Source organism: Mesorhizobium sp. WSM4815, from assembly GCF_055811575.1.
In genome coordinates, this window is record NZ_JBVVQS010000100.1 from 38,209 (window position 1) to 59,449 (window position 21,241).

General features: G+C 60.7%; 17 protein-coding genes and 2 pseudogenes. 13 read left to right on the plus strand and 6 right to left on the minus strand.

Annotated elements, in window-relative coordinates:
• Positions 1-141 precede the first annotated feature (141 nt).
• The gene (locus AC0L2B_RS25515) at positions 142-456 is read left to right on the plus strand and encodes a hypothetical protein (protein WP_473747278.1); all 315 of its coding nucleotides are present in this window, start codon (positions 142-144) and stop codon (positions 454-456) included.
• Positions 457-469: 13 nt separating this feature from the next.
• Here the strand turns inward: AC0L2B_RS25515 and AC0L2B_RS25520 are convergent.
• Both AC0L2B_RS25520 and AC0L2B_RS25525 read right to left on the minus strand, forming a co-directional pair.
• A pseudogene (locus AC0L2B_RS25520) lies at positions 470-866 on the minus strand (thiamine pyrophosphate-dependent enzyme); the annotation flags it as partial.
• A 627-nt stretch (positions 867-1,493) separates the two neighbouring features.
• Positions 1,494-2,816: an NAD(P)/FAD-dependent oxidoreductase gene (locus tag AC0L2B_RS25525; RefSeq protein WP_473747279.1), complete on the minus strand. Its 1,323-nt coding sequence runs from the start codon at positions 2,814-2,816 to the stop codon at positions 1,494-1,496.
• A 704-nt stretch (positions 2,817-3,520) separates the two neighbouring features.
• Here AC0L2B_RS25525 and AC0L2B_RS25530 point away from each other — a divergent pair.
• Positions 3,521-3,766 (plus strand): hypothetical protein, encoded by a 246-nt coding sequence (locus AC0L2B_RS25530; RefSeq protein WP_473747280.1) that lies wholly within the window; start codon positions 3,521-3,523, stop codon positions 3,764-3,766.
• 16 nt (positions 3,767-3,782) lie between these two features.
• A complete protein-coding gene (locus tag AC0L2B_RS25535; protein WP_287345181.1) occupies positions 3,783-3,998 on the plus strand; it encodes a hypothetical protein in 216 nt (71 codons plus the stop codon).
• Positions 3,999-4,190: 192 nt separating this feature from the next.
• On the opposite strand, the gene AC0L2B_RS25540 is transcribed toward AC0L2B_RS25535, so the two are convergent.
• On the minus strand, positions 4,191-4,895 hold the full coding sequence (locus AC0L2B_RS25540; RefSeq protein WP_473747281.1) for a phosphoribosyltransferase: 705 nt from the start codon (positions 4,893-4,895) through the stop codon (positions 4,191-4,193).
• Between the two features lie 227 nt (positions 4,896-5,122).
• Here AC0L2B_RS25540 and ku (AC0L2B_RS25545) point away from each other — a divergent pair, with 227 nt between their 5' ends.
• Positions 5,123-5,923: a non-homologous end joining protein Ku gene (ku, locus tag AC0L2B_RS25545; RefSeq protein WP_473747282.1), complete on the plus strand. Its 801-nt coding sequence runs from the start codon at positions 5,123-5,125 to the stop codon at positions 5,921-5,923.
• 41 nt (positions 5,924-5,964) lie between these two features.
• Positions 5,965-7,005, plus strand: a complete 1,041-nt coding sequence (locus AC0L2B_RS25550) for an ATP-dependent DNA ligase (RefSeq protein ID WP_473747283.1) — start codon at positions 5,965-5,967, stop codon at positions 7,003-7,005.
• 32 nt (positions 7,006-7,037) lie between these two features.
• On the opposite strand, the gene ligD is transcribed toward AC0L2B_RS25550, so the two are convergent.
• Both ligD and ku (AC0L2B_RS25560) read right to left on the minus strand, forming a co-directional pair.
• Positions 7,038-9,587, minus strand: a complete 2,550-nt coding sequence (ligD, locus tag AC0L2B_RS25555; RefSeq protein WP_473747284.1) for a DNA ligase D — start codon at positions 9,585-9,587, stop codon at positions 7,038-7,040.
• Between the two features lie 3 nt (positions 9,588-9,590).
• Positions 9,591-10,460, minus strand: coding sequence for a non-homologous end joining protein Ku (ku, locus tag AC0L2B_RS25560; RefSeq protein ID WP_031255739.1), 870 nt, complete (start codon positions 10,458-10,460; stop codon positions 9,591-9,593).
• Positions 10,461-10,636: 176 nt separating this feature from the next.
• Between ku (AC0L2B_RS25560) and AC0L2B_RS25565 the strand changes: the two genes are divergently transcribed.
• A complete protein-coding gene (locus tag AC0L2B_RS25565) occupies positions 10,637-10,864 on the plus strand; it encodes a hypothetical protein (protein ID WP_236378400.1) in 228 nt (75 codons plus the stop codon).
• 201 nt (positions 10,865-11,065) lie between these two features.
• On the opposite strand, the pseudogene AC0L2B_RS25570 reads toward AC0L2B_RS25565, so the two are convergent.
• Positions 11,066-11,296, minus strand: a pseudogene (locus AC0L2B_RS25570) (hypothetical protein); the annotation flags it as partial.
• Between AC0L2B_RS25570 and AC0L2B_RS25575 the strand changes: the two are divergent.
• From AC0L2B_RS25575 to AC0L2B_RS25605, 7 genes are all read left to right on the plus strand, one after another.
• Entirely contained in the window at positions 11,290-11,952 is a 663-nt protein-coding gene (locus AC0L2B_RS25575) for an alpha-ketoglutarate-dependent dioxygenase AlkB (protein ID WP_473747286.1), read from the plus strand. The pseudogene AC0L2B_RS25570 and the gene AC0L2B_RS25575 sit on opposite strands and share 7 nt — an antisense overlap.
• Complete coding sequence (locus tag AC0L2B_RS25580) at positions 11,949-12,386, plus strand: GFA family protein (RefSeq protein ID WP_023801346.1); 438 nt, start codon at positions 11,949-11,951, stop codon at positions 12,384-12,386. The genes AC0L2B_RS25575 and AC0L2B_RS25580 overlap by 4 nt, the downstream gene beginning before the upstream one ends.
• A 150-nt stretch (positions 12,387-12,536) precedes the next feature.
• A complete protein-coding gene (locus tag AC0L2B_RS25585; RefSeq protein ID WP_473747287.1) occupies positions 12,537-13,811 on the plus strand; it encodes a DUF763 domain-containing protein in 1,275 nt (424 codons plus the stop codon).
• A 1,179-nt stretch (positions 13,812-14,990) separates the two neighbouring features.
• Positions 14,991-15,752: a Tll0287-like domain-containing protein gene (locus tag AC0L2B_RS25590; RefSeq protein ID WP_473747289.1), complete on the plus strand. Its 762-nt coding sequence runs from the start codon at positions 14,991-14,993 to the stop codon at positions 15,750-15,752.
• Positions 15,749-18,481 (plus strand): hybrid sensor histidine kinase/response regulator, encoded by a 2,733-nt coding sequence (locus tag AC0L2B_RS25595; protein ID WP_473747291.1) that lies wholly within the window; start codon positions 15,749-15,751, stop codon positions 18,479-18,481. Before AC0L2B_RS25590 ends, AC0L2B_RS25595 begins: the two co-directional genes overlap by 4 nt.
• Before the next feature lie 49 nt (positions 18,482-18,530).
• A complete protein-coding gene (locus AC0L2B_RS25600; RefSeq protein WP_031255744.1) occupies positions 18,531-18,902 on the plus strand; it encodes a response regulator in 372 nt (123 codons plus the stop codon).
• A 25-nt stretch (positions 18,903-18,927) separates the two neighbouring features.
• Positions 18,928-20,490, plus strand: a complete 1,563-nt coding sequence (locus tag AC0L2B_RS25605; RefSeq protein ID WP_473747292.1) for an adenylate/guanylate cyclase domain-containing protein — start codon at positions 18,928-18,930, stop codon at positions 20,488-20,490.
• Positions 20,491-21,241 lie beyond the last annotated feature (751 nt).

Genomic DNA, 21,241 nt, shown 5'->3' on the forward strand with positions numbered 1-21,241 from the left:
GCGCAGGACGCCTGAGCGTCGCCGAAAATCGGCAGCCGCGCCGCAGGGCGCTGCACGCATCGCATATGCGCCGCCGGGAGCGCTGGCGGCGGTACCGCAACAGGAGTGTTTAGCCACAATCCGTGAAACCGGAGAAATGCTATGAACAAAAACGAGACCCGTTACGAACATGGCGCGACAAAGTACCCGGCAAAGAAAGATGCCGACGCGTCGGATCAATTCTCGCAGGAGGCAGCCGGCAACAAGAAGCCTGCCGGCGGCATGGGCCTGACCCGGTCAAGGGACGAGGTGGAGGACAAAACCCATCAATCCGAAGGGCAGGACCCGCCCAGGCGGTCTACGCCCAGTGCAGAGACCGAAAAGACATCCGGCGCCGGTCCGTCGATCGCCGAGCGTTCCAAGGACGCCAAGGCTCCGAAGAGCGGCCGCCAGCCAGGCGCCTACACCAAGGACTGACCGGCCAGGGAGCTCAGCCCATCATCGTCTTCAGCGGCTCCCTAGCGAGGTTTGCTTCGATCTCCTTGCGGCCCGGCGTTTCCCGCAGGGCTGTGCGCATGTTCTTGCGATATTCGTTCGGCATGCGCGGCGGCAGCATAGGTTCATATGCGTCGACGACCGCCTCTATGATCACCGGGCCTTCCGCGGCAAACGCGGCATCAAGAACCCCATCGACGTCCTCAGGCCGGGTGACGCTGGTAGCCGATTCCCCCCATGACCTCCGCGGCCAGGGCGAAATCGATCGGCTGGAGTTCGCAGGCAAATTGCAGGTTGCCAAGGAACATCATTTGCTCCCAGGCGATCTGGTTGAGCATGTTGTTCTTGATCACCAGAAGCTTGAGCGGAATCCTGTAACGCACGGCCGTCGAAATGTGTCGACAAGGATCTCGGCGGTGTTGGGCATGGTTGCCTCCAGTGTGTTGTCCCGGGCCAATGACCGCCCCAGACCAAGGACAACCGGGAGAAGCAGGGCGAGGGCGCTTGTAAGAAGCGGCGCCGAGATTGACGCCTTCGGCGTGGACGAGGTGCGGGGCCGCTCCGCCTGTGGAAGAGCTGGGTGAGATAAAGCCGTGCGTGCCCCGCGCAGGGGGCGAGCACCCACAGGTTGGTTAAGACGTTGTCGACGACACCCCACGCCGTAGAAACCGGTCTCCCGCATGATGCCGTAGTGCAGGGCCACGGCGTTGAAGTTTGCGCTGCCACGTGTGTAGGTTGCGGCAAACATCCCGGCCGCTGGCGCGGCGTATGGGCCGAGCAATTCGCCTTACCGGCACAAGCAGAAAACGCTAGAATGAACTCCTGCGACGGTTCCAACTGCGCCAAAGACGAGCGCGATGAGCGCGGCGCTCTCCCGAGCGGATTCTGGTGGAACTCCTACCACGTTGCGCTCATGCACCCGGAGACTTGACTGCGAGGGAACGTGGGGATTCCGCTCACCCGTCTGCTGACACTTTGACTTCGCTTGGTGCGCGACAGGCCTGACTTCCGGCTGATCTTCAGATAGCGGCGATGTCCAGCTTCGAGCCGTCGACCAGACGCGACAGGCGGAACGGTGTAGGATCGACGCAAGGCGTGTCGTTTACGACAAGCTCTGCGGCCAGATAGCCAAGCCCCGGGCCCAGACCGAAGCCGTGGCCCGAGCAGCCCGCCGCGAGGACGAGGCCTTTCACCCCGTCCACCTGCGACACCACAGGCACTGCGTCCGGCGTGCAATCGACGAAGCCGCCCCAGGCACTATCGATCTCTATATCGCCGAGTTGGGGGAAGGTCTTCCGGACACTCTCCACCACTTGGCTTACCAGCCATTTTAAGGGTGGAGGATCCAGCACCCGATTCTGTTCGAAGATCCGATCGTCGCTGGTCAGCAGCGCCGGCATTGAATCCGGCCCCGAAAGGAACGATTGGCCGATGCCGAGCCTGACGTTCTTCAAGCGACGCAAGAATTGCGGCATGAATTCCCGGCTATACCGGATGGCCTGGGGCGTGATTTCGAGGTTCGCCTTGCCGCTGATCGCAAGCGTATAGCTGCCGTCCAGTCGGCGCGTGATCGTGCAGTAGGGTGTGGAGACCGCCTCGCCTATGTTGATTGTCGGGGTGGAACGCAGCGCGGTCTGCCGGATGCTCGCTTGGGGGAAACTGATCCCGAGCGGCCTAAGGAAGCGCGAGGACCAGGCGCCAGCGGCGCACAGCACCGCGCTGGTTCTGATGTAGCCCTTCTCCGTGTGCACGCCCGCAATCTTGCCATTGGCCAAGTCGAGCGCCCGCGCGGCGCATTCCTGGTGGATGGTGGCGCCCAGAGCTCTGGCCCCATCGGCGATAGCCGGCGCGGCGAGCGCAGGTTCGACCTTACCATCCCGGTCCGAATAGGTCCCGCCGACCCATTTGTCACGCGCTTCGGGGACGCGCTCGGCCACCTCCGCCCGGCTCAGCATGCGGGTGTCGACCTCGTACTCCCTGGCGACCTCGCGCCACCTTTCCCAGCCGGCGAGCACAGCCTCGTCGTGAGTGGCATAGACGAGACCGCAGCGTCGAAATCCAAGGTCCCGATTGATATCGCGCGTCAGCTCGTCCCACAGTCGCATGGAGATCACCGAGAGCGGCAGTTCACGCCGATCGCGGTTCTGCTGGCGGCACCAACCCCAGTTTCGGCTCGATTGTTCACACGCGACGTGGCCCTTCTCGAGCAGAGCCACAGAGAGGCCACGCTTCGCCAGGAAATAGGCGGCCGTAGAGCCGAGGATGCCGCCGCCGACGATGACGACGTCGACCTCGGCCGGGAGACGCTCATCGCTGTGGATGCGTTCGACTCGGGGCGACATGTTCCAACCAACCTCGGCTGCCAAGAATGCGGAAGCAAAGTTCCGATCAGCCCTTCATCGCATCGTGCGCTCGAAAGAATGTGCCGAAATCATCCAGGACTCCGCCAGATGTGCGGGTTTTTGATCCCTTGATCGATACGAGCTGCTCAAGCCCGACCGAGTTCCAGTTCGGCGCAGGGCGGCGTAACCTGCTCGCGAGTCCGTTGGATCGCGCTTGAGGGTCTAGAGCCTGCGAGCGAAGTTGTAGGCGGCAACGAAGTCGGCGAGGTGTTACCTGAGCTGATCGTGGCTCTCGTAGTAGAAGCGTTTGACCGTGGCGTCCTTGATCGTGCGGTCCATCCTCTTGCAGCTTTACGCGCTCGCTGCGGCGGGGCGTCCATACGTGGACATAGGCGATCAGTCGCCGAACGACGGAGATGCTCTGATGTTCCATCGGAACACCGTGGGGAGAAAGACTGACGGATCATGGCAAATGCGGATAGCAGCCCGGAGCAGATGAGCGAATAGACGGTTTATTCGGCCGCCATCTCGGAACGATCCCGCCGCCCTGCCATTATCGCCATAAGGACAGGCTCAGATCGTGGTGGCGCACGGTTGGTCCGCTTCGGCAAGGACCGTGGCCAACTGCAATCACCGGAAGTGGACAGTTCCGCCAGCGATCTGGGCCTCAAAAAATCGAACGCAAGGCACCTTGGAGAAAACCAATGGCTGGACGCAGAACCCATGAGCAGCAATTGCGCATCATTGAAAAGCGGGAGAACACGAAGGGCGCCGGCAAGGATTTCGACGCAGAGGCTGACCTGAAGCGATCAGCAGCGGGACGTGAAGCGCGGCGCAAGGGGTCGGAAATCAGGTCCAAGACACCCGACCTCGTTGACCCTGACGATCGCAACATCCTTCGCGGAGAAAATCAGGAGAGCGTTCATCACAAGAACCGTCCCGACGACTAAGAATTGGAGCAAGCCCATGGCAAAAGGTAGCAAGAAGCACATCGGAGCGGGTGCACGGGGAAAGGGTTCCGGTGCAGGCGCCATGACTACCACCCCAAAGGACAAGCTCGAGGAAAACAAAGTCCTGTCCAACCGCGACAAGGCCCAGCATACGAAGCGACGCGGCCTGGATTCCAGGCAGATCGCGACTGAGCAGCGCCAGGATCACGCTGCCAATCGTTTGCGCGATTGACGGCTCAACTGCCGTTGGCGCGGGCCCTGACCGGGTCGTTTCAGGTTGGCTGCAAGCACTAGGGGACGGGCCGTATGGCTCAGGCCCATTCGCCACTGAAGAGCGGTTCTATTGGATGGCGCGATTTGGTCATTTTGAGTTCGCGCAGAAATATCGCCGCGCTCGACGATCTCCATCGGTTGTCGGTCCTTGCTAGCCATGGCGTGCTCCTTCGGCAGATCGCGTCGACGATTTGCTCTCAAACTGCTCTGCCTCACGCAGCAGCCGGATCACTTCCGCGTCCGTGGTCTGTTCGAAGTCCTCATAATACCGGCTCACCGCAACAAACGGCTCAGGCGTGGCGAGACAGACCACTTCGTCCACATCGGCTTTGATGAGGTCCAGCGTGTCCCGGGGTGCGACCGGGACGGCCAGGACGACATGCGCGGCGCGATCCTTTCTTAGCGCCTTGAGCACCACTCTGACCGTGCCTCCGGTCGCAATGCCGTCATCGACGACGATGACGGTCCGGCCCAGGACCGAAGCCGCAGGCCGGCTTCCGAGATAGAGGTTTCTGCGACGTTCGATTTCGAGCAGTTGCCGCCGCATCTCTGCTTCGACGTATTCGTCTGACGGCCGGACCAAAGCCATCGCCTCCTCGTTCAGGACGAGCTGCGGATTTTCCCCGTCGACGACCGCGCCGATGCCATATTCGGGATGGCCCGGCGCGCCGATCTTGCGCACAAGCAGCACGTCGAGCCGGGCACGGAGTGCCTTCGCCACTTCGAAGCCAACCGGCACGCCGCCGCGCGGCAGCGCCAGCACCAGTGGATCGGTTGCCGCGAACCTGGCCAAAGCGGCGGCAAGCTGGCGCCCCGCATCCGTTCGATCTTTGAATCTCAAGGCGTCAAAGCGCATGGTCTTCACCTCTCCAAGGCCGAGACCTTGGCGTCGGTGCTGTTCAGGTCTCCTCCTCGCCCAAATTCAGCTTGCTGGCGAAACGACGATCGGAGGCAATTGTTTCGTCTCACCTTGGTAAAAATTGCCGAACCATGCGATTGGCCCCCGGTTCGCGATCAAATCGCTGCTGGAACAATCGATCGCTCTGCTGCGTTCGACTGTTTTACTCCTGCCGGGGGTGCTCGATGGCGCCACGTCCTTTCTGGAAAGGCTATCTGAAGCTTTCACTGGTGACCTGCCCGGTGGCGATGACGCCCGCTACCACCGAGAGCGAGAAGGTCCGGTTCCATACGCTCAATCGCAAGAGCGGGCATCGGGTGGTCAGCCAATATGTCGATGCCGTCAGCGGCAAGCCCGTTGCTGAAGACGACGAGGTGAAGGGCTACCAGCGCGGCGAGGACGAATACGTCCTGCTCGAGGACGACGAGATCGAAGCGGTTGCGCTCGAGAGCACGCGTACCATTGATATCGACATGTTTGTCGATGCTAGCATCGGCTGGATCTGGTACGACAAGCCGCACTATCTCACCCCTGACGACCCGGTGGGGGAGGAGGCATTCTCGGTCATTCGCGACGCAATGAAATCGACGGGGACGGTCGGAATATCGCGACTGGTCATGTACCGCCGCGAGCGCGCCGTCATGCTTGAACCACGAGGCAAGGGCATCGTGCTGTGGACACTGCGCTATGGCGATGAGGTTCGCGATCCCGAGGATTATTTTGGCAAGATCGACGACGTCAAACCCGATCCGAAACTGATGGATATGGTCTCGACCCTGATCGATGAACGAACTAGGCAGTGGGATCCCGCCATGACCGGAGATCCGGTCCAGGCGCGGCTGCTGGAGATCATTGCCTCGAAGAAGAAGGGCAAGAAGGGTCCGGCCAAGGCGAAGGGCAAGGCCGAGCAACCGGCCAGCAACGTGATCAACATCATGGATGCGCTGCGCAAGAGCATCGGCTCGGAGCCCGGAAAGCGGAAATAAGCGCCTGGGAGCAGGCTGGGCTGGGAGACAAAGGCAGCACAATGAAGGTCATACCCCGCGATCCTGCTTTCGACAGCACCCGCCGATCCAGCGATTTCCTCCTGCCGCTCGATACGCCTCCAATGGAGGCAAAGGCGGCCGATGCGATTCCCGAAGGAGATGGATGGCAATACGAACGCAAATGGGATGGTTTTCGCTGCCTGGCATTTCGGCAGGATGATGCGGTGGAGTTGCGCGCAAAGTCAGGCAAGCAGCTAGGACGCTATTTTCCCGAACTCCTCGCGACATTGAAGGAACTGCCGTCGCGCCGTTTTGTCGTCGACGGGGAAATCGTCATCTCGGTCGACGGCAAGTTTTCGTTCGACGCGCTCCAGATGCGGCTTCATCCCGCCGAGAGCAGGATCCGCAAGCTGTCCGCCGAAACCCCGGCTAGCATCGTCCTGTTCGACATGCTCTGCGATCAGCACGGAACCGTCTGGTTGGCGCGGACCCTGAAAAAACGGCGAGCGATCCTTGAGGCTTTCGTCGCTTCGGCAAACCGCAGGAACATCGTGCTTTCGCACTGCACGCGCGATGTGAAGGAAGCCCGCTCCTGGCTAGGGGATGCCGGACATGGGGCGACAGACGGCGTCGTTGCCAAGCGGCTGGACGGTCCGTACCAACCGGGGGTGCGCGCGATGGTGAAGGTGAAGCGGCTGCGGTCGGCCGATTGTGTGGTCGGCGGCTTTCGCTATCTCAGCAGCAGTCGTCAGGTCGGATCATTGCTGCTGGGTCTGTACAACGAGGCCGGCAAGCTCAACCACGTCGGTTTCACCTCGACCATTGCCAAGGAGGACAGGGCCGAGCTTACCCGCAAGCTCGAAGCCATGCGCGAGCCACCGGGCTTTACCGGAAAGGCGCCGGGCGGGCCGAGCCGCTGGAGCACCGAGCGCAGCGGCGAATGGGAGCCGGTGCGGCCCGAACTGGTGGTCGAAGTGCGCTTCGATCACGTCACCGGCGACCGTTTCCGGCACGGCACCAAGTTCCTGCGCTGGCGACCAGACAAGGCGCCCGAGCAATGCACGCTCGAGCAGATCGCCTGATTATTCCGATGCATGCACTCGCAGTGCCGTCCTCAAGCCGCTCTCTTGCGCCGGTTTGCACGGTCTTCGATTGGCGCTGCGGCCGCGCGGAAATCCTGCCAGGGGTCCGACGACAGCGAGGCAAGCCGGGTCGGTGTGTTCTCGACGGTAAAATAGGCCGGTCCGATGCCGGGGCCGAGCTCGTCCCAGGCAAGCGGCATCGACACCGCCGCACCCGGTCGTGCTCTTGTCGAATAGGGTGCGACCGCGGTCGCACCACGCTGGTTGCGCAGATAATCGACCAGGATTTTCCCGCGCCGTTTCGATTTGGTGATGGTCGAGACGTAGCGGTTGGGACTGTCGGCGGCCATGGAGTCGGCAATCGCCTTGGTGAAGGCTTTTACAGCTGGCCATTCGGCTTTCGGCTTCAATGGCGCCACGACGTGCAGACCCTTGCCGCCGGAGGTCTTGATGAAGGGGACAAGCCCCGCATCCTTCAGCCGGTTGCGGGTCTCGACGGCGGCTTCGATCACCGCCTCCCAGCTCACGCCTTCGCCGGGGTCGAGATCCATGATGATCGTGTCCGGACGCTCCCAATCGCTCACCGTCGAGCCCCAGGGGTGGATCTCCAGCGACGCCGACTGGACGAGACCGATCAGCCCGTCGAGATCATTGATGCTGATCAGCCGCTCGTCGGGCGGATCCTTGGGGTCGTGGACCAGTACGATGTTGGGGTTCAGCCCCTTCCAGGCATGCTTCTGGAAGAATTGCTCGCCCGAAATCCCGTTGGGACAGCGCACCAGCGCCAGCGCGCGGCCGACGATGTAGGGCGACACATGGCGCCAGACCTCGGCATAATAGTCGGCGAGGCCTTCCTTGGTCACGCCCTCGTCCGGCCAGTAAAGACGGTCGGGATGGGTGAGCTTGACGGTCCGGCGCTGAGGTTTGGCCACCTCCTTGCTCGTCTTCGGCGTCTCGCGCGTGATTTCTTTCGCCGGCTTGTCTTCGCGCAACCCGCGGAACGAGGCGTGGCGCAGATGGCCGTCGGCGGTCCACGCCCGGAACTCGACTTCGGCGACGAGGTCCGGCCTGACATAGCGGACTTGCCGAGCCTCGTCGGCGCTCAGCCGTTTTTCGAACGGGCTTGACGGAATGCGTAACCGCTCGAGCTTCTTGAACAGGCTCTCGGCGACCGCTGCCGTGTAGCCGGTGCCGACGCGCCCGACATGATGCAGCTTGCCGTGGTCATAGACACCCAGGACAAGCGAACCGATCGCCTTGCGCGACGTTGTCGAGGGGACATAGCCGGCCACGACAAATTCCTGCCGCGCCGAGCATTTCGACTTCACCCAGTTCTTGCTGCGGCCGGCGCGGTAGGGCGCATCGCGAAGCTTGGAGACAATGCCTTCCAGGCTCAGCCGACAGGCATGTCGCAGCACCAGGGCGCCATCCTCCTCAAAATGGCCGCTGTAGCTGATGATGCCGCTGTTACTGCCGATCATTTTTTCCAGCAATTCCTTGCGCTTGATTAACGCAACGTCGCGCAGATCGTAGCCGTCGAGATGAAGCAGGTCGAAGACGTAGAAGTGAAAGCGATCACTGCGGCCCTCGCTGAGATCGGCTTGCAGCGCGGAAAAATCCGATGCGCCGGCTGACGTCTCGACCACGAGTTCACCGTCGATCAGCGCCGTCCCGACAGGGATATCGGCCAGCGCCGAAACGACCGCCTTGCCGAATTTCTTCGTCCAGTCGAGACCGCTCCGCGTCAAGAGTTTGACGCGGCCGGCTTCGATCCTGGCCTGCAGCCGGTAGCCGTCGAATTTGATCTCGTGCAGCCAGCGCTCGCCCGACGGCGCTGACGAGACCAGGGTCGCCAGCGTCGGTTCGACGAAGTCGGGAAGCGCCGCCTTCTTGGCGCCCTTGATCTTTGACGGTTCGGGAACGCTGATAGTGGCGGGGGCCTCTTCCGCTGGAGCTGGCCTGGTGCTGCCGCCGCGGCGCCTGCGAATGCGCCCTGTCTTAGACGACCAGCCGGGCTCTTCGCCGGCGACGTCCTCTATCTTGCGGCCGGTCGCGACGGATTCCGGCCGCTCGTCCAGAATGTCGGGATCACGTTCGGTGCGCGCGGCGTCATCGTCGCCTTTGATCAGCAGCCAGTTCTCGCGCTTCTCCCGGGGCTTTCCGGCCATCCGCACAAGATGCCAGCGGCCGCCAAGCTTCTCGCCGTGAAGTTCGAAGTCGAGATGGCCTTTCGCATAGCCGCGATGCGCGTCGCCGATCGGCGTCCAAGTGCCTCTGTCCCAAAGGAGGACGGTGCCGCCGCCATACTCGCCCTTCGGGATTGTGCCTTCGAAGTCGCCATATTCCAGAGGATGGTCCTCGACGTGGACGGCAAGACGCTTCTCGCCGGGGATCAGGCTCGGCCCTTTTGTGACGGCCCAGCTCTTCAGGACGCCGTCCATTTCGAGACGAAAATCATAATGGAGCCGGGTGGCATCGTGCTTCTGTATGACGAAGCTGTCGCCGGTCCTCGGCGCCCTGCGGCCCTGCGGCTCCGGGGTAACGGAAAAATTGCGCTTCTTGCGGTAGGTCTCGAGCGCCATCGGTCAGCCGGCCTTCCGACGCGGCGCTGTCTGCTTCGCCTTGGCATGGCGCGCTGGCTTTGACTTTGCCGCGGGCTTTCTTGTCGAGGGCTGCTTCCCGCCAACGCCGGCACTCTGGCGCAGCGCATCCATAAGGTCGACGACCCTCTCCCGCTTGGCCGGCTTCGGAACGGCGATCTTCTTGCCCTCGAGCTTTGCCTTCACAAGCTCGGCCAGCGCCGCCTCATAACGGTCGTCGAATTTGGTCGGATCGAATTTGCCTTTCTTGGTCTTGATGATGTGTTCGGCCAGTTCGAGCATCTCGCCCTCGATCTTCAAGTCGGGGATGTTGTCGAAAGCCTCCTCCGCCGAGCGCACCTCGTAATCGAAATTCAGCGTCGTTGCGACCAGGCCTTCGTCATAGGCGCGGACGAGCAGGGTCCGGACGCGCCGAAACAGGACGGTCTGGGCGATGGCGGCGACTTTCTTCCTGCGCATGCCTTCGCGGATCAGCCCAAACGCTTCCTCCGCGTGTTTGTCCGACGGGGCCAGGTAATAAGGCTTGTCGAAATACACGTCGTCGACATCGGAACAGCCGATGAAGGCCGAGACCGACAGCGTCTTGTCGCTCTCGGGAACAGCGGCTGCGACCTCATCGGGTTCGAGCACGACGTACTCACCCGAGCCGATCTCATAGCCTTTGACCTGGTCGTCCTTCTCGACCGGCTTGCCGCTATCGCTGTCGACGAAGGCGCGATGCACCCTATGACCGGTGGCGCGGTTTATCGTGTGGAAGGCGATCCGCTCTGAGGTTGAGGCAGCCGTATAGAGCGCCACCGGGCAGCTGAGTTCTCCGATTTTCAGAAAACCCTTCCAATTTGCTCTCGGAGCCAAGGCACAGCCTCATTGTCACAAGCGTTTGCACTGGAAATGCAACGTGGCGGCGCCGAGATTTGTTCCTTTGGCGCCTGCGCGACAATGATCAGAAGGGTCCTGGGCCAGCAGACAAGCCATTCCGCTGCAACCAAATTCACCACCCGCCGTTGTCGAGCAGCAAGGAGCGGTTGGCCATGACGGGATTGTCATTGAAGAGACTGTCGTTTTTGTCGGCGCTGGTGGCGGCTCTGGCTCTGGCGGGTTGCAGCAACGAGGCCGAACCGACACAGGGCAGTACCAGCAGCACTGAGCCGACCCAAAGCAACACCAACACCGTCGACCAAAATCCCGAGGTCGACAAGGACCCGACGCCGAAGACGACCACCGGCGGCGATCAACCCGGTACGCCGCCGGCGCAGTGAGGGATCGGCCGGCCGACTGGATTCTGCGAGGGCATGCGTTCCCTTTCCGGATGAATTTCTGACGACAAGGCACCGGGTTTCATCCCGACGGGCTCTGCTCGACCAGATGGTAGCTATACCGGTCGCGAATGAAGGCGTTGAAAACCGGCCTTTTGACCAGGCCTTGCGGAATGCCGCATAAGTTTGCGGCGGCACGTCGTTGAAATCGTAGCGATTTCCGCTTGGGACAAACCATACGGAGAGGGTCCTCGTCGCCGGGTCGTAATTGATGCTTTGGATAACAGTTGAAGGCATTTCCCAACACTCGACGCGCCTGGGCAATAACCCGCCCCGGCAATCCGGGTTCCATCTCGCGCATGTGGAGGCAATGATCCGGCGGGCCCCAAGGCCTTGCCGCCACGGGCCGGCTTCACCAATTAGGGTTGATGCCATCGCTCAAAACCAGGCAGCCGCAATCCGCTGGCCAAGGCGACCTGTTTCGCGCGCCTGACTTTCTCGCGCCCGACTTTCACGCACGTGACGACCTGCCGGAAGGATTTTGCTACCGGCCGGAGCTGATCACGGCGGAGGAAGAGGCCGAACTGGTGCGGCAGCTCAAAAGTCTCGCCTTCCAGCCTTTCGACTTTCATGGCCATCTCGCAAACCGGCGCGTCGCCGGTTTTGGCCTGCGCTACGATTTTGACCAACGCAAGGTGGTCGAGGCGCCGCCGATCCCTGCTTTTCTGATGCCGCTCAGGGACAAGGTGGCGGCATTTGCGCGGCTGCCCGCCGATGCTTTCGTGCACGTCTTGATCAACGAGTATCGGCCCGGCGCGGGTATCGGCTGGCATCGCGACAAGCCGCAGTTCGATGCCGTGGCCGGCGTTTCTCTTCTTGCGCCATGCAGCTTTCGGCTCCGCCGGAAGAACGGCACGAGATGGGCTCGCGTGACCGTCACCCTCGAGCCAAGGTCGGCTTACCTGATGAGGGGCCTGGCGCGCACCGAATGGCAGCACAGCATCCCGCCGGTTGCCGCGCACCGTTATTCGATCACCCTGCGGACCCTGCGGCCGCAACGGTCGCCTCGATCAGAAGCGATAGTTCGATGACCAGAATCGAGACCGGCTCCTGTTTTTGCGGTTCGATAAGTGCTGAGATGCATGGTGACCCGTTCTGGATTTGCTCCGATCACGATGACGATTGTCGCAAGGCGATAGGCAGCCCGTTGACCGTCTGGGTCGGCTATCGACCGGCCCAATTCAGATTGCTCACCGGCGCGCCAAAAAAATTCTCAAGGACCCGAGGCGTGCTCCGCACCTTCTGCGCCGATTGCGGGACATCCATAGCCTACCTCGACCAGGGGCTTCCCGAGGAACTTTATCTGACGATCGGCTTCTTCGACCACCCCGAGCGCTTTGCGCCGCAGGCTCATGCCTATTGGGACATGAAGCTGCCGTGGGTGGAATTTGGCGACGATCTGCCGCGTGTGGGAAGATATTCAAGGCGGCGCGATCCGGCGGTCGGAAATCCGGCCGACCGGTAACCGGCAACGCCGCCGATGGGACCCGAGTGGCCCAGCTGAATTGAATTGCGATCAGTTTGTAATCCAAACGGACCGGCATCATCGCTTCTTCACGCCGCTTTCGATACTATCTGTTGAGCGCAAGGCATAGATCGGCACAGGCAGCAAGATTTGGCACAACGATCGGGAAGCGCAGACCTTCCACTTCATGGCGGACGCGTGCCGAAATGGCTTGGCGACCGTATGACGCGCCTTGGCGCGGTCATGTGCGAGGCGATCATTCACCATTACGGACGCGAAGAACTGCTGCGCCGGCTGGCGCACCCCTTCTGGTTCCAGTCGTTTGGCGCCGTCATGGGAATGGACTGGCATTCCTCCGGCATCACGACCAGCGTCATCGGTGCCCTCAAACGTGGTTTGGCTCCGCTCTCCGGCGAGCTCGGTGTTCACGTGTGCGGCGGCCGCGGCGCGCATTCGCGCAAAACCCCGCATGAGCTTGCCGTCATCGGCGAGCGCGTCGGCTTCGATGGAGCAGGCCTGGCGATGGCCAGCCGGCTTGTCGCCAAGGTTGACAGCGCCGCCGTCCAGGACGGCTTCGACCTTTATCTGCATGGCTTTATCGTCACCGATGACGGCGACTGGGTCGTGGTACAGCAGGGCATGAACGGCGACAGCAAGGTGGCGCGCCGCTATCACTGGCTGTCCGAAGGCCTGAAGAGTTTCGTCGACCAGCCGCATGCCGCCATCGAAGGCGCCAACCAGGGCGAGATCGTCAACCTGACCGACCGCCGCGCCGACGCCTCGCGCAAGGGCCAGTTGAATCTCCTGCAGGATCTCGGACCGGATCGCATTCTGAGGGAGTTCGCCGCGCTCGAACGTGATGTGGCTGTCGCACCGGAGCCCGATCAGCCAATGCTGCCGCACCTGGTCATGCCGGCGCACCACGACGTTCGCGAAAGCGATGTCGTCATGCGTCGTCTTCATGGCAACATGGCTGCGGCTGCCGAGCGTGGCCCCGCCGATTTCTCCGAACTTCTCCTGGTCCCCGGCGTCGGTGCGCGCACGGTGCGGGCGCTGGCGCTGGTCGCCGAGGTTTTGCATGGCGCGCCATGCCGGTTTTCCGATCCCGGCCGCTTCTCGCTGGCACATGGCGGCAAGGACAGGCATCCGTTCCCCGTGCCGCTGAAAGTCTATGACGAAACGATCGGCGTCCTGAAGTCGGCCGTCCACAAGGCCAGGCTCGGTCGCGACGAAGAACTCGGTGCCTTGAAGCGGCTCGACGAGCAGTCGCGGCAGGTCGAACGCTATGTCACCGGCCCGAGCCTGAAGGAAATCGTCGCCGGAGAGTTCGATCGGTCGCATCAGCTCGGCGGCCGCAGCGTGTTCGGCTGGGAGGCCGCACCCGAGCCGCCCGCGGATGCTAAACAAATCAAACAAAAGGGATGATCGGACCGGAACGCAGTTCAGCGGACCAAGTGGTGAAAATCTGACGCTTGATACCCAGAACGAAATACCGATTTCGACCCTTCTCTGCCCTTCTGTCGGAGAAATTGAAGGGAAGCCTTGACCCGTTAACGACCTTCCTGACATCGCGCTTCAACGTCCGCACAGGGGGTGAATGCTGTCATTGTTGCGCAGTCGTGGAGCGACGAGCCACTGAATCACGATCTGCGAGCAGGTAACCGATCGGCCAGCGCCGTGATCACTCGGGGTCGGTTCGACTCGCCGCCGCGGGGACAATGAGACCTTGGCATGCGACATGGCAGATACTGTGGGCTGGACAAATCATGGGCCGGCCGCATTCCGACCCGACCCGGAACTCGGATTGGGACGCTTTGACAAAGCGCACGTGATTTCGTCGCGCGAGATACCAATGTCGTTAAGAATGTCATCCGGTGACCGGCTCAACCCGTCCGTTATCATCCACATAGCTTTTCGCTCGGCGCGAAGGCGGAACCATCCGCGAATGTAGCCAATGGTGCCATTATGAAAACTCGTCCACATCGAAGTCATCTTAATCATCGGCTCGAACACACGGCACGGAACGGCACTGGCGGTATTCACCGCGAGAAGGACCGGTTACGTAGCGTCTGACTCGTCTCAATTCCGAACTTATCGGTCTCGTCCGGCTGGGCGCACCGCGGCGGCAGCGACTGCAACCGCGCCGGCGAGGGTTGAAATGCTGATTGTTTTTCGTAACATAGTTCTGTTTCCTTTCAGCGATGATGGTTCATCAAGCGATCAAGATGACATGCATAGGTTGTGCCGGCCGACAACATAAGGCCAGAACCATCATCTTCTTCTACAAACAATTGCTATGCTAAGTTTACGGTGCGTGAGGTTGCGCTCGAACACAACGAATATATATTTCAAAGCTAATTTTCTAGCTTTAGCAAGCTATATTTTAACGGCAAGCTTGACAAATCCACCGCTAACCTCTCGGTGCTCCACCCAGGGTGGTCAAGAGACGTTCGGCAAAAACGGGTTTGCGGGCCAGGGCCGCTTCGGAGCGGCGGCGGATGCTTCGTTCCTTCTCTCACCGCTTGCGCATGGGCATTTGTCGCTACGCTATCGGCCTGCGTCGTGCTATACTTTTTGTTTGGCTTCCTTCGACGGGATGGAGAGATGTTCGCCCTGTCAACCTTGACGCGGAGAAGCATTGGCGTTGCTCTTGTCGGTTGCGCTTTCCTCGCGTCGGCTGCCATGGGAGCGGGAGATACTGAAGATGTCGCGATGGGAATCCGACTTGCGGAATTGCTTCGCGCGGGGCGAAGCGTTGTCTCCAACTATCAGACACTAATCAACGATCCAGCACTTGGCGACAAGCACCTCGACAGCGAGCGGTTTGCGAGCGAGGCCATCGCCGTTTACTCAAAAAACACCGGCCAGGACCCGTTTTCCGGCGAATTGACCAATCGCGACCGGCGTCTGCTTGAGGCCCAGATTGGGGCTATGCGGGAGGTGGTGGACGAGCAGCAAGATGACATCAACCGCGCTGGGATCGGGTTCAAGGGCTTCGTGCCGGCCGTTTTCGCGCGTCTGTTGAATGAGAAATTCGCCGCCAAGGTTGGCAACGAAGCTCTGGTGCGCGTGACAGCGCCCGAGCAACTCGTGCGCAACCGCAAATCTCTTCCGGACGCTTGGGAAGCCAGCATCATCGTAAGCGTCTTTTCAGATCCGAAGAGAGCAAAGGGCGAAGCCTACACGGATGTGACCGAGGTGGAGGGACGCCCGGCATTTCGAATGCTCCTGCCCGAATACTATACGGAGTCGTGCCTTTCCTGCCACGGCGAGCCGAAGGGCGAGATCGACATAACTGGATATCCCAAGGAGGGCGGAAAAGCCGGCGATTTGGGGGGCGCAATCAGCATCGTCTTGTTCAAATGAGCGTCCTGGAACAGACACCCCACGAGGTGGAAGCCATACCGGCGCCGTCGAAATCCCTGGGACGTCGCCTTGCCAGTCTGCCGATCGCGGCCCGCGTAGCTGCACTGACAGCGGCCGGCCTCATTAGTCTCATCGTATCTTCCATCCTTCTCACGCAGGCGCTTTATCGCAGTGCCGACCGCACCGCAGACACTAAGGCATTGTTCGATCTCGCGGCGAATGCGGCTGCGGCGCACGTGACCTTCGGCGAATTGCGATACTGGCTCACCGATTTGTCGGTCAGCTTGCTAATGAACTCCCAGCGGAATGCCGAGCAGGCGCGTGAGCGACTGCTGGACCAACTGGACGGCCTTTCGAAATCATCCCCCGATGCAGTGACAGAAATCCGTGTCGAGATCGATGACTATGTCAAAAGGGCACTAGAGGCGGCGGACAGCTATACTCAGGATAACCGCATCATTGGAAACGCTCTCCTGGCGGAGGCGCGAACCCACAGCACGAATGTCGATGCCGCCCTTAACGAACTTGTCGAGGAAGTGAGCGCCGAGGCAGAAGCTGCTCGCAACGAGGCTGTAAGGCTAGCCCAGAAAACCGCGACTACCGCTGCCATTCTGGTGGTCATCGTGCTGTTGATTGGGTCGCTTCTTACAATCCTTGTTCTTCGCTCGATCATTGGCCCGTTACGGCGGCTGAACCGGGTCATCGGCGAACTGACGCAAGGACGCTACGATATTGAAATACCGATTGAGGGAGGCGACGAACTCGGCGCAATGTCGCGGACGCTTCGACTTTTTCGCGCGGGCGCGATTGAAAAGAAACGACTGGAAGACGAGGCGGAGCAGCAAAGACGGACGATCGCAGCGGCGCTTGAGGCAATTTCTGACGGATTTGTCCTATTCGATCCGCAGGACAGGGTCATCCTGGCCAACAGCAAATTTTGCGAATTCTTCCCTGACCATGCGCGAGCTTCTCTTCCTGGGCAAAGCTTTCAAGAAATCTTGGAGCAACGCCTGGCGGGCGGGCAAGTCGACCTTGCGGGCGCGTCGCCGGAGGAGTGGATTGCCCAGCGGTTACACATCCACAAGGACCCGGCGGGCTTCGTCTGTGAGGATCGCTTCGGCGACAGATGGGTTCGCGTAAGCAGGCGAAAAACGCCTGACGGCGGCGCGGTCGCCGTTTACACCGACATCACGGAATTGAAACAGAGACAAGACGAACTCGAGCGCGCCAAGAGCCGTGCTGAATCGACGAATGAAGCCAAGAGCCGCTTCGTCGCATCCGTCAGCCACGAACTGCGTACGCCGCTGAACGCGATTATTGGCTACAGCGAGATGCTGATCGAAGATGCGAGCGACCAGCACATGGTGGAATTCGTTCCGGAACTGGAGAAGATCGCCGCGGCTGGTCGCCATCTCCTGGCGCTCATCAACGACATCCTCGACTTGTCAAAGATCGAGGCGAACAAGATGGAAATTTTCTTGGAAACGTTCGTCGTCGCCGATTTGATGCGCGACGTCCAGGCCACAGTCGCGCCTCTGATGGCGAAAAACCGAAACGGTTTCGTACTGGACCTCGACGACGACCTCGGGAAAATGCATTCGGATCAGACGAAGTTGCGTCAGAACCTGTTTAACCTGCTCAGCAACGCCGCCAAGTTTACCGAAGGGGGTCGTGTAACACTCACGGTGCGTCGCGACAGACGACCAAAGGGCGATTGGCTGATATTCAAAGTGTCCGACACCGGGATCGGGATGACGCCGGAGCAGCAGGAACGTCTCTTCGACGCTTTCACGCAGGCGGACGCATCCACCACTCGCAACTATGGCGGAACGGGGCTTGGCCTCAGCATAACCCGGAGTTTTAGCCGAATGATCGGAGGCGTTGTAAAGGTCGAGAGCGAACTCGGAAAAGGCTCGACCTTCACAATGGAGATTCCAGCCGAGTTCAAAAAAGAATCTGGCGAGCAACACCCCTCCGAAGCTGTGCCGTTGCCGTCACGAGACAAGGCGGTTCTGATCATAGATGATGAACCAGCCGCCCGAACCGTCATCGCCAGGGCCTTGGCGGAGGCGGGACTGGCATCGTTCGAAGCAGCAAGCGGCGAGGAAGGAATAGCCGCTGCTCGAGCGCATCGCCCCGCGGCGATCATTCTCGACATCATCATGCCGCATCAGGACGGCTGGTCAGTGCTGCGATCTCTGAAGAACGATAGGGAGCTTTGCGAGATTCCTGTGATCCTTGCGACGATACTTGCAGACCGCGAACTCGGCCTCTCACTCGGGGCGGTTGAATACCTGACGAAGCCGATCGACACCGAGAAGCTGATTCAAACAATTGAGGCTTGCGGCGGTGGCAACCGCGATGTGCTTGTAATTGATGACGACCAAGCCTCCCGCGATTTCCTTCGGCGTATCCTGATCAAGAAGGATTGGCGGGTTCACGAGGCAAGCGACGGCGCGCGCGGACTTGGCCTGATGAAACGGTTGTTGCCGCGCCTGGTGGTGCTTGATCTGCTGATGCCTGAAATGGACGGGTTTCAGACATTGAGTGAGATGCAGCAGACGCCCGAACTGCAGAACATTCCGGTGGTCGTAGTTACCTCGAAAGATCTGTCGATGAACGAGCTCGAATGGCTCCGCGATAGGGCGGTTGCCGTTGTGACCAAGGGCGCGAACAGCAGGTCTCAATTGGTCAAGGCGCTCGAACGCCAGATTTCCGCGGCCGAGTAGGTTGGCCCGGCATCTCAGTTCGTTGACCCATCGTTAGAAGAGGCCGAAGATGACGAGAATCCTTCTGGTGGAAGACAACGAAATGAATCGCGACATGCTCTCGCGGCGGTTGTCGCGGCGTGGGTTCGAAGTGCTTATTGCGGAAAACGGACAATCCGGCGTGGAACTAACCATTTCGGAAAGACCGGATCTGATCCTTATGGATATGAGCCTGCCCGTGATGGACGGATGGGAGGCGACACGGCGGATCAAGGCTGATCCGGCCACCTCGGGGATCCCTATAATCGCGCTTTCTGCGCATGCTATGACCAGCGATCGGGAATTGGCGCTTGAGGCCGGCTGCGATGACTACGACAGCAAGCCGGTGGACCTGCCGAGGCTTGTCCAGAAAATCGAACAATTGCTTGCCGCAAATCCGTGAGCCGCCGAGTCGGCGGATTGGAGACATGACTGCCAACGAGTTCCAACGCCACGCAATAGCCGCCCATCTGGCGCAGCGGCTTGCTGGACCGGCACGGGCAATCTCGGGATTTCAGGAACTGCTGCTAGAACAGGTGCAGAACCATAGTCTGGTGCACATCACTCCAGATCTTGAGAGGGTCGGCGCCGCTGCCCGGCAATTGAACAGCCTCATCGACAGCTTGATCCATGGCAAAGCCGACTGTCCGGACCATGCAGGGCGCGAGATCGAGGCGAAACTGCGCCACGATTTGCGAACACCACTCAACGCGATTATCGGCTACTCCGAAATGATCCTTGAAGAAGCCGAAGAATTGCACGAACACGCATTGGACGAAGATGTCAGGGTGATGCTCGCGGCTGCGGCCGAGTTGTTGGCGCATGTCGATGCAATTGCCGGCCTATCGCGCGCCAGCGACAACGAAGCGCTGTGGACGACGGATCAGGCTGAGATCGATGCAGCAGGGCTTGAAAGGGCGCTCGGCAAGACGGAGCACGATGCATTCTCAGGACGCAGCGGTAGAATACTTGTCGTCGACGACATCGGCAGTAACCGCGATCTTCTCTCGCGCCGCTTGCTGCACGACGGTCATCAGGTAGTCACTGCCGAGTCAGGCCTGTCCGCGCTGACCCGCCTTGCGGAATATGAATTCGACCTTGTTCTGTTGGACATACTGATGCCGGACATGAACGGCATCGAGGTGCTCTCGCGATTGAAAGCTGAGCGCCGGTGGCGGCACATCCCGGTCATTATGATCTCGGGGCTGAACGAAGTCGACGCCGTGGTCCGCTGCATCGAGGCGGGAGCCGACGACTACTTGCTTAAACCATTCAATCCGGTCCTGTTGCGCGCCCGGATCAACTCCAGTCTGGAGAAAAAGCGTTGGCGCGACCGCGAGCACGAGTATCTTCAGCGGATAGAGGCGGAAAAGCGGCGGGCCGACTCGCTTCTACATGCCGTCCTGCCCGGTCAAATCGTTGCGCGGCTACAAGGGGGCGAGGAGATCATTGCGGACCGGTTCGAGGAAGTGACCATCCTTTTTGCCGATATTGTCGGATTCTCGCCTATCGCAGCGAAATTGCCGGCATCCGACCTTATCAAGCGCCTCGACCGGATGTTCAGCATGTTCGACGCGCTGGCGGAGAAGCATTCCGTGGAGAAGATCAAGACAATCGGAGACGCGTATATGGCCGCTTGTGGTCTTCCGGAGCCGGCGGCCGATCACGCCGACAGGACCGTGGCGCTGGGAAAGTCCATGCTGGACTCGTTGAGGCTCTTGGCGTCGGGCAGCGATAGTTTTCGCGTCCGAATCGGCGTACACACCGGACCGGTGATCGCCGGTCTGATCGGCCGACATCGGTTCGTCTATGATGTCTGGGGCGAAACCGTGAACATCGCAAGCCGGCTCGAATCCCAGGGCGTAGCCGACCGCATGCAAATCTCGGAGGCAACCAGACGCGCTTTGCACGACTCTTGGGAGCTAGAACCGCGCTGCACTGTGGAACTGAGAGGCGTCGGCACGATGGAAACCTATCTCGTTCGACACTGATGTCAGATTTCCTCAAAGCGACGCGTAAGCGAGTAGCTTACGGCACCGGCGTTGAGAGGCTATCACTACCATAGCATTCGCGAATCGAAGAGCAGGTTAACCAGCGTCCGTGTCATCATCAGCATGATCGGGTTAGGCTCGGCGGACTTGGCTACCACCACCCGTCCCATCCATATCGAATTTAGGTCATGGGTTGCTGGCGAGACTGGAGGCCTATGTCGAGACGGGCTTTCTGTGCTTCCGCCGCATCTCCAAGCGGAAGTTCATCCATCTGTGATGGTCGAGAATAACGCCAGAGCTATCGCGACACGGGTGCTGATCTATGTGGCACCATACGTCCGGAACGTGTCCGAGACGCGACCTCCATAGCGATGGCCGCGCAAGTCCGATTATGGCGCTCTCTGCTCGTTCAGGAGGCTAAACGAACTACGGCTTCCCACCCAAAGCGGTTGTCTAACCTCGGGGACCAAGCGTCAGGTTTTCACCTGTATGGGGCGATGAGTGTCAAGCTTGATCTTGCTTCGTTTCATCATCTCCTTGTTCGGCCAGTTGGTGACCATCTCCTCGTCCCGACCTTGGCTTCGAACTGGCCGCCGCGCGCAGTGGCCGTCAAGGATGGGGCCAGGGGCCCCATCGCGCAGCGGATTTGTCCTTGACGGTCACGAGCACGGCGGCAGGCTTGAATGATCGGGCGCGCCGCCATTCGGCAGCCGACGACAGTTCCGAGGGGAGCTTGCCATGAGGCCCAGGC

Coding starts and splice junctions, on each gene's coding strand:
- AC0L2B_RS25515 (WP_473747278.1), top strand. CDS start 142: ATGAACAAAAACGAGACCCGTTACGAACATGGCGCGACAAAGTACCCG.
- AC0L2B_RS25525 (WP_473747279.1), bottom strand. CDS start 2,816: ATGTCGCCCCGAGTCGAACGCATCCACAGCGATGAGCGTCTCCCGGCC.
- AC0L2B_RS25530 (WP_473747280.1), top strand. CDS start 3,521: ATGGCTGGACGCAGAACCCATGAGCAGCAATTGCGCATCATTGAAAAG.
- AC0L2B_RS25535 (WP_287345181.1), top strand. CDS start 3,783: ATGGCAAAAGGTAGCAAGAAGCACATCGGAGCGGGTGCACGGGGAAAG.
- AC0L2B_RS25540 (WP_473747281.1), bottom strand. CDS start 4,895: ATGCGCTTTGACGCCTTGAGATTCAAAGATCGAACGGATGCGGGGCGC.
- ku (WP_473747282.1), top strand. CDS start 5,123: ATGGCGCCACGTCCTTTCTGGAAAGGCTATCTGAAGCTTTCACTGGTG.
- AC0L2B_RS25550 (WP_473747283.1), top strand. CDS start 5,965: ATGAAGGTCATACCCCGCGATCCTGCTTTCGACAGCACCCGCCGATCC.
- ligD (WP_473747284.1), bottom strand. CDS start 9,587: ATGGCGCTCGAGACCTACCGCAAGAAGCGCAATTTTTCCGTTACCCCG.
- AC0L2B_RS25565 (WP_236378400.1), top strand. CDS start 10,637: ATGACGGGATTGTCATTGAAGAGACTGTCGTTTTTGTCGGCGCTGGTG.
- AC0L2B_RS25575 (WP_473747286.1), top strand. CDS start 11,290: ATGCCATCGCTCAAAACCAGGCAGCCGCAATCCGCTGGCCAAGGCGAC.
- AC0L2B_RS25580 (WP_023801346.1), top strand. CDS start 11,949: ATGACCAGAATCGAGACCGGCTCCTGTTTTTGCGGTTCGATAAGTGCT.
- AC0L2B_RS25590 (WP_473747289.1), top strand. CDS start 14,991: ATGTTCGCCCTGTCAACCTTGACGCGGAGAAGCATTGGCGTTGCTCTT.
- AC0L2B_RS25595 (WP_473747291.1), top strand. CDS start 15,749: ATGAGCGTCCTGGAACAGACACCCCACGAGGTGGAAGCCATACCGGCG.
- AC0L2B_RS25600 (WP_031255744.1), top strand. CDS start 18,531: ATGACGAGAATCCTTCTGGTGGAAGACAACGAAATGAATCGCGACATG.
- AC0L2B_RS25605 (WP_473747292.1), top strand. CDS start 18,928: ATGACTGCCAACGAGTTCCAACGCCACGCAATAGCCGCCCATCTGGCG.